This is a genomic window from Neorhizobium sp. T25_27, from assembly GCF_002968565.1.
Classification (GTDB): Bacteria; Pseudomonadota; Alphaproteobacteria; order Rhizobiales; family Rhizobiaceae; genus Neorhizobium; species Neorhizobium tomejilense.
Genome location: NZ_PVBJ01000015.1, coordinates 14,340 through 28,079, shown reverse-complemented (window position 1 = coordinate 28,079; position 13,740 = coordinate 14,340). Strand labels below are relative to the sequence as shown.

Below are 13,740 nucleotides of genomic sequence, written 5' to 3'. Positions count from 1 at the left end.
GGCTTCGTCTTTCAATGACCGCAGCAGCAGTCGCAGCCGGAGCTTTGCGCCCGCTGGATCTCGACGCGCCAGACATCCGGACCCTGTTCGAGATATTGCCAGTCGAACTCTTCCGGATACCGGCTCTCGATCTGGTAGTGCAGCGGCCGGGGATCATGGTCGCTGGTGACATGCATGACGCCGCCGGGGATGAGGGACGTCAGCACGCCGAAAATCTTCGGGTGACGTTCGGCGGGAGCGAGCGTCCTGACATCGATGGAGGGGATTTCAATATCCGACATGGTTTGTTCTGGGCCTTTCGAGCTGGTGCAGCGGCCTGGCCGATCCCGGCCGCCTTGATGAGTTAGCAGCGGCGCGATCGACGGAATTTGCGTCGGGACAAATATTTTACAGAAAGACGACGCTGTCGTTGATTTTGCACAAAGAGAGGCCGGCGGCGGGCAGCTAAATGCTCTTTGAAGAAAACCGAAAGGAGCCCGACATGTCAGCAGCGATAATCGAGAAATATGGCGATGCACGGCTGCCGCGCTACACGAGCTATCCGACGGCTCCGAACTTCAGCCCGGATTTCGATGCCCTCGACTATCCGGCCTGGCTGAAGGCGTTGCCCGAAGGACAACCAACCTCGCTCTACATCCACATCCCCTTCTGTCGGTCGATGTGCTGGTATTGCGGCTGCCACACGACGATCACCGAGCGCGACAGGCCCATTCTCGACTATATCGAGATACTTCACCGGGAAATCGAGCTTCTGGCGTCCGCCAGGGACGACGGCTTCAGCGTCGGGGAAATCCACTTCGGCGGCGGCACGCCGACCATCATCAGGCCGGAGGAATTCATCGCGCTGATGGATGCATTTCGCGATCGTCTCGGTTTTGCGGGCGCCGTCAATGCCGCGGTCGAGATCGATCCGCGAACCTTGACCGGGGAGATGGCGGTTGCGCTCGGCCAGTCGGGCGTCACCCGCGCAAGCCTTGGCGTCCAGAGCTTCGATCCGAAGGTCCAGAAGGCGATCAACCGCGTTCAGAGCGTCGAGACGACGATGGATGCGGTCGAGCATCTTCGCCGTAACGACATCAACGCGATCAACTTCGATCTGATCTATGGGCTGCCGTTTCAGACGGTCGAATCCTGCGTCGAGACGGTCGAAACGGCTGTCACCATGCGCCCGGATCGCCTTGCCGTCTTCGGTTATGCGCATATTCCGAGTTTCAAGAAGCACCAGCGACTCATCGATGAGGCGGCGCTTCCGGATGCGCGGGAGCGCGCGCTTCAGGCATCCGCGATATCAGAGGCCCTGGTGGCGGCAGGATATGTCAGGATCGGTCTCGACCATTTCGCGCTGCCGGGCGACGAACTCTCGCTTGCGCAGACCGAAGGCCGACTGCATCGGAATTTCCAAGGGTACACGACGGATGCCTGCGAGGCCCTGATCGGGCTCGGCGCGTCCTCGATCGGCCGGTTGCCGCAAGGGTATATCCAGAACGAGGTTCCGCCGGGCCTTTATGCGACCCGGGTGTCGAAAGGCGAATTGCCGGTCGCCAAGGGCTATCGCCTCACGCCGGAAGATCGCCTGCGCGGTGAGGTGATCGAAAGACTGATGTGTGACTTTACGGTGGATGTTGCGGCCCTAGCGGCAGCGCATGGCTTCGATGCCGAGCTTCTGCTGCGGGGCAACGATCGGCTCGATGAGCTGGAACGAGACGGCCTGATCGAACGCCGGGACGGCATCATCCGCGTCTCGGAGGATCACCGGTTCATCGTCAGAGCCGCGGCCTCTGCATTCGATGCCTATCTAAACAGAAGCGGCAGGTCGTTCAGCAAGGCGGCATAGGGTTCAGAACGGGAAATGGAGGTCCGGCATCCGCCGAGCCGGACCTCCATGCGGCCGGGCTCCCCTATCCCGTCAGGCCGCGATAGATGGCGGGCAGAGCCGCCGGAAGCTTTGAAATATCTCCGACAACCGCATAACCGTTGCGTCCGAACATCGTCGGCAGATAGGATTTCGCATCCTTGTCCACCGTCACGGCGAAGACGCTGACGCCAAGGCGCCTTGCTTCCTGCACGGCGCGGCGGCTGTCTTCCATCGCGAAACGTCCCTCGTAGTGGTCGATGTCGTTGGGCTTGCCGTCGGTCAGCACGAGAAGCAGCCGGGTCCGGTTGGGGCGTTTTGCGAGGTCCGCGGTGGCGTGCCGCAGGGCGGCTCCGAGGCGGGTGTAATATCCGGGTTTCAGGCCGGCGATCCGATCCTCGACAACCGGAGAAAGCCGCTCGTCGAAGCCTTTCACGGTCTCGACCCGCACCCAGGAGCGGCGGCGGGAGGTGAAGGTGAGGATCGAGTGATCCGTGCCACAGGCGGTGAGGCCCTGCGCGAGGACGAGAAGCGCTTCCTTCTCGACATCCAGAACCCGCCGGTTGTCGATCCAGGCGTCGGTCGAGAGGGACACGTCGACGAGAATGGTGACGGCGAGATCGGGCGTGCGCTGCCGGCTTGCCACGTGGATACGGTCGGTCGCCTGCCCTCCGGCCATGAGATCGGTCCGGCGCCGGACGACGGCATCAAGATCGAGCTCCACGCCGTCCAGTTGCGATTTGAGCATTTCCTGGCGCGGCCGCAGGATCTCGAACTGCTTGCGCACCTTCCTCGCCAGCGCCTTCGTATCCTCCGATATATCGAGGCGGTCGCCGCTACCCGAGGTCGGGACGGCAAGGACCCGGCAATGGTTCTTCAGATAGGTGGCCTTTCGGTAATCCCATTCGGGATAGGTCAGCTCGGCGGCGATTTCCTTCAGGTCGACCATTTCGGGCGGAAGGTCGAGATCGAAGTGAAAACGCGAGGAGGGGCGTTCCTTGCGGCGCCCGAGGACCATCTCGTCGAGATCCTCGGCGGCCTTGCCATCTTCCTCGGGCTTGTCGTCGGTCGGCCGGTCGACATTGACCATTTCCGTCATCGCCAGGATTTTCTCGAAGCGGTTGAGGATGAACGGGCTCCGTTCGGAGCGCTTCTCGTCTTCCCGCTCGCGCTGCGCGCTGAATCTTCTCTTGCCAGTCGGACCCTGCGGATCGCCGAGCGGGGGTTCTGAATCCTCCGCCGAAGAACGGCTTTCCTCATGGGACAAGAATTCCGGCCAGAGCGGCACGTCCATCATAGGCTGGTAGCCGGGTGGGGCATGACGCGGGAAGATCGCGCTCGGGGTATCGTCCGGCAGGCAGGCGCCTGTCCGCAGCAGGCTGATGATGCTGCTTTCCAGCAACCGTTCCACCGAGGGAAGCCTGCCGCGGCGACGCTCGGTAAGCGTTACCTGACATAAATTTCGATAGACCGGACGCAGGCCGGGAAATGCGGCAAGCGTGTCGTCCACATTGGAGATTGCCATATGCAGCCGCTCGAGATCCCGTGCGAGGGGATCCGGCGAGGCTGGCCGGGCTTCGGGCAATGTAGCGATTGCCGCCGTCAACCAGACGTACAATGCCCGGTTCAGGCTGCGGTCCGGAAAGAAGTCGATGACATCAGGCAGCATTGCGCGGGCGAAATCCCGGCCGGAGCGGGCAATCCGCTCCTCGCCGAGCCCCACAAGCTGGCGAAGCTTCAGGCGATGTTTCGACGTGCGCTGATGGGCTGCGACGAGCTGGACCGCGTGATCGCCTCCGAACCCGCGGAAGCAGGATGCGAGGACGGGTTTTATCTCGTCCAGCGTCACCGCCTGTTCGGGATAACGCGGCAGGCTTCGTGTCTGGCCGACCAGGCGGTGCCAGGCCTTGCCGACGGTTTCTTCCAGCTCGAGAAAATCCAGCATCATAGCACCTCAGGCAACCACGGCATTCGCCACTTCGATCAACGCCGCACGCACGTCCGGATCGTCGGTCAGCGGCTCGATCATGGCAGCCCGTATCGCACGGCGCGGATCAAGCCCGCTTTCGATCAGCGTGGCGCAGTAGACGAGCAGGCGCGTTGAAACGCCCTCCTCCAGGTCGTGTCCCTTCAAGGCGCGCAGGCGATGGGCGAGATTTACCAGCGGCACGACGTTTCGCTCGGAAAGGCCGCTTTCCGCAGCGACGATCGCCACTTCCTGCTCGCGGGGAAGGAAGTCGAACTCGATGGCGACGAAACGCTGTTTGGTCGAAGGCTTCAATGCCTTGAGGATATTCTGGTAGCCGGGATTGTAGGAGACGACCAGCATGAACTCCGGCGGCGCCTCCAGCACCTCACCGGTTCTTTCGAGTGGCAGGATGCGGCGGTCGTCGGTCAAGGGGTGGATGACGACGGCGACATCCTTCCGCGCTTCAACGATTTCGTCGAGATAGCAGATGCCGCCGCCGCGCACCGCCTTCGTCAGGGGGCCGTCCACCCAGATGGTTTCGCCGCCTTTCAGGAGGAACCGGCCGGTCAGATCGGCGGCAGCCAGATCGTCATGGCAGGAAACGGTCGCAAGCGGCAGTCCGAGACGCTCGGCCATGTGGCAGACAAAGCGGGTCTTTCCGCAACCGGTCGGGCCTTTCAAGAGAAGCGGAAGCTGCCGCTTCCAGGCCGTTTCGAACAGCTCGCATTCGTTGCCTGCGGGAATGTAGTGCGGGATCGGTCCGGCCTCGACCGGCTTTATCGTGGAAATCATTGTCATCGGAATGTCCTGATCTTTGGAGGGATGGAGGAACGCGGCTCCGTCGGTGGGAAGACGGAGCCACGCTGCATCATTCGGCCGGCTGGATGCTTGGCGTCCCGACGGGTCGCCGTTCGCGGCCCGGGACGAACAGAGCCCAGAGGAACATCAGCGCCGAGATGAGCACGAAGACGCCCGATCCGAGCCGGACCCAATAGAAGATCGCCAGCTGATCCTGGACATCCATGAAGCTTTCGCCGAGGACGCGCTGCAGGTGCACCTGAAGGACACCGGCGAAGGTCAGCGCGAAGGTCATGACCGACATCGCCGTGCACATGATCCAGAAGCTGACCATCGAAAGCCACTGGTTGTAAGGGCTGCGGCCCCGAAGTTCCGGCACGGCGTATGCCATGACGGCAAGGTTCAGCATGACGTAGGCGCCGAAGAAGGCGAGGTGGCCATGGGCTGCGGTGAGCTGGGTGCCGTGGGTATAATAGTTGACCGAAGACAGCGTGTGCAGGAAGCCCCAGACGCCCGCGCCGAAAAAGGCCATGACCGAGCAGCCGATCGACCAGAGAAGTGCGGCGCGGTTCGGATGCTTGCGCCCGGCCTTCCAGGTCATCACGAAAGTGAAGACGACCATGGTGAAGAAGGGCGCCACTTCCAGCGTCGAGAAGAGCGAGCCGATCCACTGCCAGTAGCCGGGGGCGCCGATCCAGTAGAAATGGTGGCCGGTGCCGAGAATGCCGGAGAACAGGGCAAGGCCGACGATCACGTAGAGCCATTTTTCAACCACTTCGCGGTCGATGCCGTTCAGCTTGATCATCAGGAAGGCCAGCACCGAGGCCATGATCAGTTCCCAGACACCCTCGACCCAGAGATGGACGACATACCACCAGTACATCTTGTCGAGCGCCAGATTGACCGGGTTGTAGAAGGCGAACAGGAAGAAGATCGCGACACCCCAGAGGCCAAAGATCAGGATGTTGGTGACGACCGTCTTGCGGCCCTTGAGCACCGTGAGCGTGATGTTGAACAGGAACATCAGAGCGACGATGACGATGCCGACCTTGATGAGGAACGGCTGTTCCAGAAACTCGCGGCCTTCATGATAGTGGAACAGATAACCGACCACGGCGATCGCCGCCGCGACGAGGAAAAGCCAGAACTGCGCAACCGCGATCCTGGTGCTGAACAGCTCCGTTTCGGCCTCCTCGGGCAGGAGGTAGTAGGTCGAGCCCATGAAGCCCATCAGCAGCCAGACGATGAGCGCATTGGTGTGGACCATCCGCACGATGTTGAAGGGCAGCAGTTCCGAAAGCGTGTTCGGCAGGACGTAGATCGTTCCCGCCAGAACGCCGAACAGGACCTGGGCGATGAACAGGCCGAGCGCGCCGTAGAAATACAGCATGGCGACCTTCTGGGTTTGATATTTCATGTGTTTTTCCCTTCCCGTGAGATCAGCCGGCATCGTTCGGCGGCCAGTTCTGGGTCTTGATCCTGCTCGTCCATTCTAGGAAGTTGGCCAGATCTTCGAGTTCCTGTTCCGTCAGGTTGAACTGCGGCATCTGCCGCCTGCCTTCGATGCCGCTCGGTTGCGCGGCCATCCAGGCCTTCAGCGTCGCGCGGGCTGTGCCCGGATCGGTATCGCCGCCCCAGCGCTTCCACACATTGCCGACCTCGGGAGCGAAATAGGCGCCTTCCCCGAGTATCGTATGGCAGTTGATACAGGCGTTCTTTTCCCAGACGTGTTTGCCTCGCCCGACGGAATCCGAGAGCGTGGCTTCGTCCGTGGACGTGGTTCGCATGTAGTAGTGACTGTGGGCGGTAAGCCCGAGAAAGATTGCGAAGAAGAACGCGGAGCCGCCGTAAAAGACGTTACGTGCCCCGGTCTTTGTGAGGCGTTCTGCCATCCTCATGTCCCCTTTGTGCGGATGCCTTGCGGGTTGCTGCGGGCCACATCCGCGAACGCGGACGATGACCCGTGAAGCTTCTATGAGCGGCTTTCCGGAAGCGTTCTTTGCGATTTACCAAACAAAAAAGCGTTGCCCGCGAAGTCCGCTGTTTTTTCGGAGGGTAAGTATCTGCTTTCCTTGCGCCGGTGGGCGTGGCCCTAGAGAAGGGTGGCCAGCACGACCTTGCCCAGCGACAGGGCAGAGAAGAAGATCGGCCAGATCATCAGCGCGCGGGCCAGATTGGGTCGCATCCCCCGCAGGTCCATGAAGTCGAGCACGATGAGCCGTATCTTGGCGATGGTCATGACGAGGATGACGGCAAGTGCCGCCGCCGGTATCACCTCATGCTTCCATTGCGCGGCGATCAATGCGCCGACGATGCCGAGCATCATGATCCAGTTGGCGCTGCCGAAGAGTTTCGAATCATCCATTCCGGCCTCCTAGCTCAGATAGATCAGGGGGAACATCACCAGCCAGACGATGTCGATGACGTGCCAGATGGTCGTCAGCGTGACGATCGTCGACCGTTCCAGCCTGATCGCCGCCAATACGAAGAGGACGGCAACGAACGCGACATGGGCGAGGTGGAAGCCGGTGATGAGGAAGTAGAGTTCGAAAAAGGTCTGCAGGTTCTCGGCCCCTGTCGCGGCCCATTCGGAACTGTACTCGGCGAATTTGAGGGCGACGAAGAGGAAGCCCAAAAATGCCGCGCCGAGCAGGAACAGGCGCTGCCGGCGAGGTTTTCCCTGGGAGCTGGCGGCAAGCGCCGCCTGCCAGCTGCTCGCCAGCAGCACGACCGTGTTGAGCCCCGCCAGCCGCGGCGCGAGATGGAGCTTTGCGAGCGCAAAACTTTCCGGGTGCAGCATGGACATGACTATATAGCCGATCAGCAGGATGCCGAACGCCACGAGTTCGCCCCAGACGAGCACCCAGAGAAGAAGGTCGCCGCCTTCATCCCTCTCTTCGCTGGTCGAGATTGCCGCCATTCCGAAACCTCCGGTATTCTTCCGTCCCGGAAAATGGAGGCAATACAGATCCGGCTCTTTGTCATATCGCAAAGAAACGGCAGATAGAGGGATTAGGATGACGGCAAACCAAGGATTTGCCATGTCTGATGCACAAGTCGGCCTTCTGATGGCCGCCCCGATCATTGTCATATTCGCCATCGCCCTGAAGCGGATGGGTGTCCTGCAGGGCTACAGCTCGCTGGCGGCGGTCGTCTTTTCCGTGGCGATTGCGGGCGTTCTCTTCTGGCAACAGTAGCGGCCGTGCCATGACGCAGTTTCTGCTGGCTTTCGTGGCCTTCATCGCCCTGCATTCCTTGCCCGCGGTTCCGAGGATTCGCAGCACGCTGATCGGATGGATGGGGCATGGAGGCTATATTGCCGCCTATTCCGTCGTTTCCACCGCGGCCCTGGCCTGGCTCTTCCTGTCCGCTTTGAGCCTCGACTACGTGGAAATCTGGCGACCGAGGCCGTGGCAGGCCTGGCCTGCCTTCGTGCTATCGCCGATCGGGCTCTTCCTGGTTCTTGCCGGCCTGTTCAGCCGCAATCCCTTCTCGATTTCCTTCCGTAAGGGAGGGGAGGCGGATGCGATCGTAGCCGTCACGCGCCATCCGGTTCTCTGGGGTTTTCTCTGCTGGTCGGTGGGGCACATTCCTGCGAACGGAGATTTGCGTTCGCTGCTTCTGTTCGGCGGCTTCGCCGCCTTTTCCGCCGCCGGCTTGTTGATGCTCGAAAAGAGGGCACGCCGATCGCTGGGGCCAGCCTGGCCGGCGGCCTCGTCGCAGACTTCCGTCATTCCGTTCGCAGCGGCGATAAATGGTAAGTGTCTAGTTACAGTAGACGTGCCGATGGCTGCCGCTGCGCTTTGCGCGGCAGCGTTGCTCGTCTGGCTTCTCGGCGGAGGACATGCGGTTTTGGTGGGCGCGGATCCGCTTCTGTTTCTTGGCGCCTGATCGCCTCGCGAGGCAACCGCTCACACTCGACCATGAGCCGTGTCGCGGGCACGCGCGACCCATGCAGCCCCTTCGCGGGCATGATGAAAACCGTTCGACAAAGCGGCGGTGGGATAGATCTCGCGCAGCAGCATGATCGCCTCGTCCGCGTCCAGTGCGTTATCGAGCACGGCGCGGTAGAGCTTTGCGACCGCCACCATGTCGCAGTCCTGCGGCGACAAGCGGACCGCCGAGATACCGCATGCGGCGAGGCTGGCGAGCTCGCCCAGTAGGGCCTGGCAGGTGTGAGACACGGTCTGCACCCCGTTTAGTGCGAGGAAAGATTGTCGGTCAAGGGTCTTCACCGGCAGGCCGTCCGGATCTTCGCCGCAGACGAACTGGCAATTGTCCTTGATCTTGCCCTTGGATCTCGCATGAGCGCATCGCGCCGAGATGGCGAGCGGCATGCGGCCGAAGGCGAAGACCTCAAATGCGATTGCGGGCGCGTCGGCGACGATCTTCTCGACCGATGTGAAGGGCAATTCCGGCGGCAGGCAGATGCTGGTCGCTCCCCGGCCGGCGAGCAGCCTGGCGGTCGGCGCGTTGTAGACGTTGACCAGGGGGCCGATGCTGTGGGGCTTGCCATTCAGCAGCCCGAGGGCGGAGAGGTCGTTGGCCTCGATCATATGTTCGCTGTCGGCGGCGAGATCCCGGATCTGCCGGCTCTCGCGCTCCAGGGTGACGAGCGACAACGTCGAAAGAACCACGGTCTTGCCCGCGGCTTCCAGTCTCTCGATGACCTCGGCGATATGGGGTTCGATGAAATGCTGTCGCTTGGAACAGACGGTTTCGCCGATCACCACGCGTTCTATCGGCGCCTCGTCGGCGATGCGAAAATGAAAATCGCGCCATTTGGGGCCGCCCCAGAGATAATAGACGGGTCCCATCGTCAGGGAGGGCGAAATGGTGCGGTGCATGTTCATCTCCAGCGCTTCTCGTAGGCGCCCGACGTGGTCTTCTGGCCTTCGCTGAGGCCACGCAAGCGCATCAGCAACGCCGTTCGTTGCTCCGGTCCGGCCGACAGGGCCTTTTTCAGGGTCGAGACCACTTCGGCGACATAGGCCTTGCCGCGCTGGCGGCCTTCGATCTTCAGAGCGCTGACGCCCGCTGCCGAAAGCGCATCGATCTCGCCCATGACATCCAGGGAAACCGGGTCTTCGAATGCATAGGCGGGGCTGTCGGCGATATCGAAACGACCCTTGCACAGGGTGGGGTAACCGGCCGCTTCGCCGGCTGGGAAGCGGTTGATCGTGTAGTCGCCGAGTTCGGACACCAGTTCCGTGCCCTCCTGGCGATAACGCACATGGCTTGCCGGCGAGCAGACGCCGTTCATGTTCGGCGACTTACCCGTCGCGTAGGAGGAGAGCGAACAGCGGCCCTCGGCCATGACGCAGAGCCCGCCAAAGACGAAGGCCTCTATCTCGCAGCGGATCTGCGGTGCGATGCGGGCAATGTCGGCAATGGTGAGCGTTCGCGGCAGGACGACCCGCTTGGCATGGAAGGCATCGACGAGGAAGTTGATCGCGTCGACGTTCGAAGCGGAGGCCTGGACCGAGACATGCAGCCGCTGCTCGGGATAACGTTCGGCCACATGTGCCATAAGCCCGAAATCGGCAAGGATCAGCGCATCGGCTTTAAGAGCAACGGCATCGGCGGCGGCGCGGTACCAGATCTCCTCGTCTCCGGCGCGCATGAAGGTGTTGAGGGCGACGAAGGTCTGGGTGCCATGCCGGCGGGCATAGGCGATCGCCTCGCGCAATTCCTGGCGGCTGAAGTTGAGGCCGGGAAAATTGCGGGCATTGGTCTCGTCGCGGAAGCCGCAATAGACGGCGTCGGCACCTGCATCGACGGCTTCGCGAAAGGCCGCCGGCGTTCCGGCGGGGCAGATCAGTTCCATCGGGAAGTCTCTTCGTTCAGTGCGCGGCGGCGGATATCACGGCCCACCTTTCCGAAGAGGGGGGCGAGAGGACCGGCAAGCCTCGACAGGTCGCGCGGCAGATCGATGTCGGCGCCATCGAGCGCATTGCGCATCGCAAGCATGGCTTCCATGTCGCCGGTGACGGAGAGATCGCGAGAGAAGAACAGCGCATCGGCATCGCAGCGGCCTTCGAGCAGGGCAAGCAGCAGGAAGAGCGGCCCTTCGACGGAGGCATCGGCGAGGTCCTGCATCGCCTGTTTCCGCGTGACGCGGATGGATGGCCCGGCCGGCTCCACGATGAAGGCGAGAGGCAGGTCGCTCGGAAGAAAAGCAAAACGTTTCGACTTGTACTCGCCCAGCCGTTCGAACAGGTCGGGATGTTCTTTCAGGACGCGCTGAAACAGCAGCCCTGCCGCTCGCTCGATCGCGGCAAGTGGCATGTAGGCCAAGGGGATGGCGAGTGCGCGGGGAAATTCCATGTTCATGCGTCCTGCTGAAATGCAGGCACAGGCTATCGGTTGCGGGAGCGGCCGTGCTTGAGCCAGCGCAAAGAGGAACGATGGTTCTTTGAAAGGCCCGCGATCGGCGTCAGGATCCGCCGGATCGGCCTCTCCCACGAACGAATGTCACGGCCTCGTTCTGAACCTCGCCTTCGTTGTTGAGGATGGCGCGCCAGACACGGTTTCCGAGACGAACGCTGAGGCGGGACGTTCCGATATCCTCGGCTTCGCCACGCTCGACCGTGCTTGTCACGAGACCCTGGCGGATTCTCTGCCGGAAATCGTCGCGAGACAGCCCGAACCGACCGGCAATCTCGCCGGATTCCAGGATGAAGTCGCCGTTCGGGTCGCGTTCGATATGCATCGCTCTTCCTCAGATCGACGGTGTTGCGGCAAGGTTTACCGCTTTCTCCACCTTCTACGACACCGATTGAAATCTTGGAAACAGCACTTCGTTTTCGAGATGCATATGGACGACAAGATCGTCGGTGAATTTGCGCAGCCCCGTATAGAGCGCCGTCCAGGATCTGCAGGCACCTTCGGGCAGGGCGAGGCCGCGCGTCACGTGCTCGATCGTCTGCAGATGCTGCGCTTCGTCTTCGTGTTCGTTTCGCATTTCGGCGATCGGATGGGCAATCATTCGGCTGCCGCCGTGCTGCATCATCGGAAAGAGCACCTGCTCCTCCTTGATCATATGGCTTTCCAGTTCATCGCGGAGCTGTGCCAATGTCCCGGAAAGGCCGATCGGGGCGGAAGGGTGGTTACCGTGCACCCGCTCGACTTTCTGAGCGAGTGGAATGAGCCACCCCAGTTCCTCGCGATGGGCGGCGTGATATCTCGTGAGAATGTGCGAGATCAATGCCAGTGTTTCCTGCGGTGCATCCCGTCCCGATGCCTGTTGGAGGGCCTTGAGATCGGCGATCAGCGCGGCCGGTGCGAGACCTGCCTGTTCGGCGGCCATGGAGAGCGGTATGTCGCCGCCGCAACAGAAGCTGATGCCGTGACGGCGAAAGAGCTCAGCGGCTCCCGGCAGTTCCGTGGCGATCGCTCCGACTGTCGTGTCTGGAACAATTTCGGTCATGATGTACTCCTCGTCTATGATGGTTTTGGGGATCGATGATGGTTTCAGGATTGTACTGGCGTCGGCATCATTGGCCGGCGGACAGCTTTTGCGGCTCGGCGCTCTGCAAATAATTTGTCATGGCAAGGCCTCGTCGAGACCGAGCGATGCCCATATCCGGTCGACCTTCTCGATGATTTCGGTGGACATTTCGAGAATCCGGCCCCATTCCCGTGTCGTCTCGGAGCCGATCTTGGTCGTGGCATCCAGCCCAAGCTTGCCGCCGAGGCCCGGCCGCGGAGAGGCGAAGTCGAGGTAGTCGATCGGCGTGTTGTCGACGACCATGAGGTCGCGGCCGGCATCGAAACGGGTGGAAATCGCCCACATGATATCCGGCCAGCTGCGGACATCGATGTCGGGATCGACCACGATGATCAGCTTGGTGTAGCTGAACTGCGGCAGCATGGACCAGAGGCCCATCATGATCCGTCGGGCATGGCCCGGATAGCGCTTGTCGATCGACACCACCATGGTCCGATAGGAACAGGCCTCCGGTGGCAGCCAAAGATCCCTGATCTCCGGGAACTGACGCCTGACCAGCGGGATGAAGATCTCGTTCATCGCTTCGCCCAGCCTGGACGGCTCGTCCGGCGGTCGTCCGGTATAGGTGGAGAGATAAACCGGATTGCGGCGCATCGTGATCGCCGAAAGGGAAAGCACCGGGAAGCTTTCGACGGCGTTGTAATAGCCGGTGTGATCGCCATAAGGTCCCTCGTCCGCCATCTCCGTAGCGGAAATCGTGCCCTCGAGGACGATCTCGGCCTCCGCGGGAACGGGGAGCGGTACGGAAAACGCGGGCGCAACCGCCTGACGCCTGCCTTTCAGGACGCCGGCAAAATTCAGTTCGCTCATTTTGTCCGGCAGCGGCATGACGGCCGCAAGGATTGTCGCCGGGTCGGCGCCGACGACGACCGCCACCGGCATGTCCCGGCCGAGCGCCTGCCACATCCTGTGATGTCTTGCGCCGCCGCGATGAGCGAGCCAGCGCATGATCAGCCGGTCCTTGCCGAGCTTCTGCATCCGGTAGACGCCGACATTGACATCCGCCGGATCGTCCGGCGCCTGGGTGATCACCAGCGGCCAGGTCACGAGGGGGGCGGGCTCGCCGGGCCAGCAGGACTGGATCGGCAGCCGGTCGAGATCGATATCGGCGCCTTGCCAGACGATCTCCTGGCACGACGGGTGCGAGACCGAGCGAGGGTTCAGCGAGAGCGCCGCCCTTAGCTGCGGAAGTTTTCGCCATGCGTCGAGCATCGATCTCGGTGGTCGCGGCTCGCGCAACTCGCTCAGGAAATCGGCAAGCCCCGTTATGCCGCCAGCTCCGAGCCCAAGGCCCCACTCTATTCTCTCGCGGGTTCCGAACAGGTTGGCGACGAGCGGGATTGCCAGGGTATTGCCGCGGGCATCGACCGGCTTTTCGAAGAGCAGCGCCGGCCCTTCTTCCACAAGGACCCTGCGGTGGATCTCGGTGATCTCATGGACCAGCGAAACGGGCTGCGAAATCCGCTTCAGCCGCCCCCTGCTTTCCAGAAGGGCTACGAAATCCTGGAGATTGCCGTAGTGGCGGGGCATTGTGGCATCTGCTTTCATGCCCCCAGATTGAGAAGAAGGAAGCGGCTGTCTTTGCGCTTGCGCAAATGATTAGACGCCGCC

The 13,740-nt window shown here is 62.0% G+C and carries 16 protein-coding genes; 3 read left to right on the top strand and 13 right to left on the bottom strand.

What is annotated here, in order from left to right:
• Positions 1-11: 11 nt before the first annotated feature.
• Positions 12-281, bottom strand: a complete 270-nt coding sequence (locus C5J24_RS28695; RefSeq protein WP_038546255.1) for a DUF2249 domain-containing protein — start codon at positions 279-281, stop codon at positions 12-14.
• Between the two features lie 200 nt (positions 282-481).
• On the opposite strand from C5J24_RS28695, the gene hemN reads away from it, so the two are divergent.
• A complete protein-coding gene (hemN, locus tag C5J24_RS28690; RefSeq protein WP_105422987.1) occupies positions 482-1,834 on the top strand; it encodes an oxygen-independent coproporphyrinogen III oxidase in 1,353 nt (450 codons plus the stop codon).
• Positions 1,835-1,898: 64 nt separating this feature from the next.
• On the opposite strand, the gene C5J24_RS28685 is transcribed toward hemN, so the two are convergent.
• The 6 genes from C5J24_RS28685 to C5J24_RS28660 form a co-directional block, all read right to left on the bottom strand.
• Positions 1,899-3,797 (bottom strand): nitric oxide reductase activation protein NorD, encoded by a 1,899-nt coding sequence (locus tag C5J24_RS28685; protein WP_105422985.1) that lies wholly within the window; start codon positions 3,795-3,797, stop codon positions 1,899-1,901.
• A gap of 9 nt (positions 3,798-3,806) precedes the next feature.
• Entirely contained in the window at positions 3,807-4,613 is an 807-nt protein-coding gene (locus C5J24_RS28680; RefSeq protein WP_105422983.1) for a CbbQ/NirQ/NorQ/GpvN family protein, read from the bottom strand.
• A gap of 76 nt (positions 4,614-4,689) precedes the next feature.
• On the bottom strand, positions 4,690-6,036 hold the full coding sequence (locus C5J24_RS28675) for a nitric-oxide reductase large subunit (RefSeq protein WP_105422855.1): 1,347 nt from the start codon (positions 6,034-6,036) through the stop codon (positions 4,690-4,692).
• Positions 6,037-6,058: 22 nt separating this feature from the next.
• The gene (locus tag C5J24_RS28670; protein ID WP_105422981.1) at positions 6,059-6,511 is read right to left on the bottom strand and encodes a cytochrome c; all 453 of its coding nucleotides are present in this window, start codon (positions 6,509-6,511) and stop codon (positions 6,059-6,061) included.
• 200 nt (positions 6,512-6,711) lie between these two features.
• Positions 6,712-6,984: a cytochrome C oxidase subunit IV family protein gene (locus tag C5J24_RS28665; protein ID WP_105422854.1), complete on the bottom strand. Its 273-nt coding sequence runs from the start codon at positions 6,982-6,984 to the stop codon at positions 6,712-6,714.
• A gap of 9 nt (positions 6,985-6,993) precedes the next feature.
• Positions 6,994-7,539 carry a cytochrome c oxidase subunit 3 gene (locus C5J24_RS28660; RefSeq protein WP_105422853.1) on the bottom strand — a complete coding sequence of 182 codons (546 nt, stop codon included), beginning with the start codon at positions 7,537-7,539 and terminating at the stop codon, positions 6,994-6,996.
• A 121-nt stretch (positions 7,540-7,660) separates the two neighbouring features.
• Here C5J24_RS28660 and C5J24_RS28655 point away from each other — a divergent pair, with 121 nt between their 5' ends.
• Complete coding sequence (locus C5J24_RS28655; protein WP_167551678.1) at positions 7,661-7,816, top strand: hypothetical protein; 156 nt, start codon at positions 7,661-7,663, stop codon at positions 7,814-7,816.
• 10 nt (positions 7,817-7,826) lie between these two features.
• Entirely contained in the window at positions 7,827-8,510 is a 684-nt protein-coding gene (locus C5J24_RS28650; RefSeq protein WP_105422852.1) for an NnrU family protein, read from the top strand.
• A 20-nt stretch (positions 8,511-8,530) separates the two neighbouring features.
• Here C5J24_RS28650 and C5J24_RS28645 read toward each other — a convergent pair whose 3' ends face one another.
• From C5J24_RS28645 to C5J24_RS28620, 6 genes are all read right to left on the bottom strand, one after another.
• A complete protein-coding gene (locus C5J24_RS28645) occupies positions 8,531-9,466 on the bottom strand; it encodes a U32 family peptidase (RefSeq protein WP_371674848.1) in 936 nt (311 codons plus the stop codon).
• Between the two features lie 2 nt (positions 9,467-9,468).
• Entirely contained in the window at positions 9,469-10,446 is a 978-nt protein-coding gene (locus tag C5J24_RS28640) for a peptidase U32 family protein (RefSeq protein WP_105422849.1), read from the bottom strand.
• On the bottom strand, positions 10,437-10,946 hold the full coding sequence (locus C5J24_RS28635) for an SCP2 domain-containing protein (RefSeq protein ID WP_105422979.1): 510 nt from the start codon (positions 10,944-10,946) through the stop codon (positions 10,437-10,439). Before C5J24_RS28635 ends, C5J24_RS28640 begins: the two co-directional genes overlap by 10 nt.
• A 109-nt stretch (positions 10,947-11,055) precedes the next feature.
• On the bottom strand, positions 11,056-11,331 hold the full coding sequence (locus C5J24_RS28630; protein WP_105422848.1) for a DUF6522 family protein: 276 nt from the start codon (positions 11,329-11,331) through the stop codon (positions 11,056-11,058).
• A gap of 54 nt (positions 11,332-11,385) precedes the next feature.
• The gene (gene ric, locus C5J24_RS28625; RefSeq protein ID WP_105422846.1) at positions 11,386-12,048 is read right to left on the bottom strand and encodes an iron-sulfur cluster repair di-iron protein; all 663 of its coding nucleotides are present in this window, start codon (positions 12,046-12,048) and stop codon (positions 11,386-11,388) included.
• Positions 12,049-12,165: 117 nt separating this feature from the next.
• The gene (locus C5J24_RS28620) at positions 12,166-13,659 is read right to left on the bottom strand and encodes a UbiD family decarboxylase (RefSeq protein WP_245446830.1); all 1,494 of its coding nucleotides are present in this window, start codon (positions 13,657-13,659) and stop codon (positions 12,166-12,168) included.
• Between the last annotated feature and the right edge of the window lie 81 nt (positions 13,660-13,740).

Excerpts from the sequence above, each read along its gene's own strand:
- C5J24_RS28695 (WP_038546255.1), bottom strand. The coding sequence starts at position 281 with ATGTCGGATATTGAAATCCCCTCCATCGATGTCAGGACGCTCGCTCCC.
- hemN (WP_105422987.1), top strand. The coding sequence starts at position 482 with ATGTCAGCAGCGATAATCGAGAAATATGGCGATGCACGGCTGCCGCGC.
- C5J24_RS28685 (WP_105422985.1), bottom strand. The coding sequence starts at position 3,797 with ATGCTGGATTTTCTCGAGCTGGAAGAAACCGTCGGCAAGGCCTGGCAC.
- C5J24_RS28680 (WP_105422983.1), bottom strand. The coding sequence starts at position 4,613 with ATGATTTCCACGATAAAGCCGGTCGAGGCCGGACCGATCCCGCACTAC.
- C5J24_RS28675 (WP_105422855.1), bottom strand. The coding sequence starts at position 6,036 with ATGAAATATCAAACCCAGAAGGTCGCCATGCTGTATTTCTACGGCGCG.
- C5J24_RS28670 (WP_105422981.1), bottom strand. The coding sequence starts at position 6,511 with ATGGCAGAACGCCTCACAAAGACCGGGGCACGTAACGTCTTTTACGGC.
- C5J24_RS28665 (WP_105422854.1), bottom strand. The coding sequence starts at position 6,984 with ATGGATGATTCGAAACTCTTCGGCAGCGCCAACTGGATCATGATGCTC.
- C5J24_RS28660 (WP_105422853.1), bottom strand. The coding sequence starts at position 7,539 with ATGGCGGCAATCTCGACCAGCGAAGAGAGGGATGAAGGCGGCGACCTT.
- C5J24_RS28655 (WP_167551678.1), top strand. The coding sequence starts at position 7,661 with ATGTCTGATGCACAAGTCGGCCTTCTGATGGCCGCCCCGATCATTGTC.
- C5J24_RS28650 (WP_105422852.1), top strand. The coding sequence starts at position 7,827 with ATGACGCAGTTTCTGCTGGCTTTCGTGGCCTTCATCGCCCTGCATTCC.
- C5J24_RS28645 (WP_371674848.1), bottom strand. The coding sequence starts at position 9,466 with ATGCACCGCACCATTTCGCCCTCCCTGACGATGGGACCCGTCTATTAT.
- C5J24_RS28640 (WP_105422849.1), bottom strand. The coding sequence starts at position 10,446 with ATGGAACTGATCTGCCCCGCCGGAACGCCGGCGGCCTTTCGCGAAGCC.
- C5J24_RS28635 (WP_105422979.1), bottom strand. The coding sequence starts at position 10,946 with ATGGAATTTCCCCGCGCACTCGCCATCCCCTTGGCCTACATGCCACTT.
- C5J24_RS28630 (WP_105422848.1), bottom strand. The coding sequence starts at position 11,331 with ATGCATATCGAACGCGACCCGAACGGCGACTTCATCCTGGAATCCGGC.
- ric (WP_105422846.1), bottom strand. The coding sequence starts at position 12,048 with ATGACCGAAATTGTTCCAGACACGACAGTCGGAGCGATCGCCACGGAA.
- C5J24_RS28620 (WP_245446830.1), bottom strand. The coding sequence starts at position 13,659 with ATGCCCCGCCACTACGGCAATCTCCAGGATTTCGTAGCCCTTCTGGAA.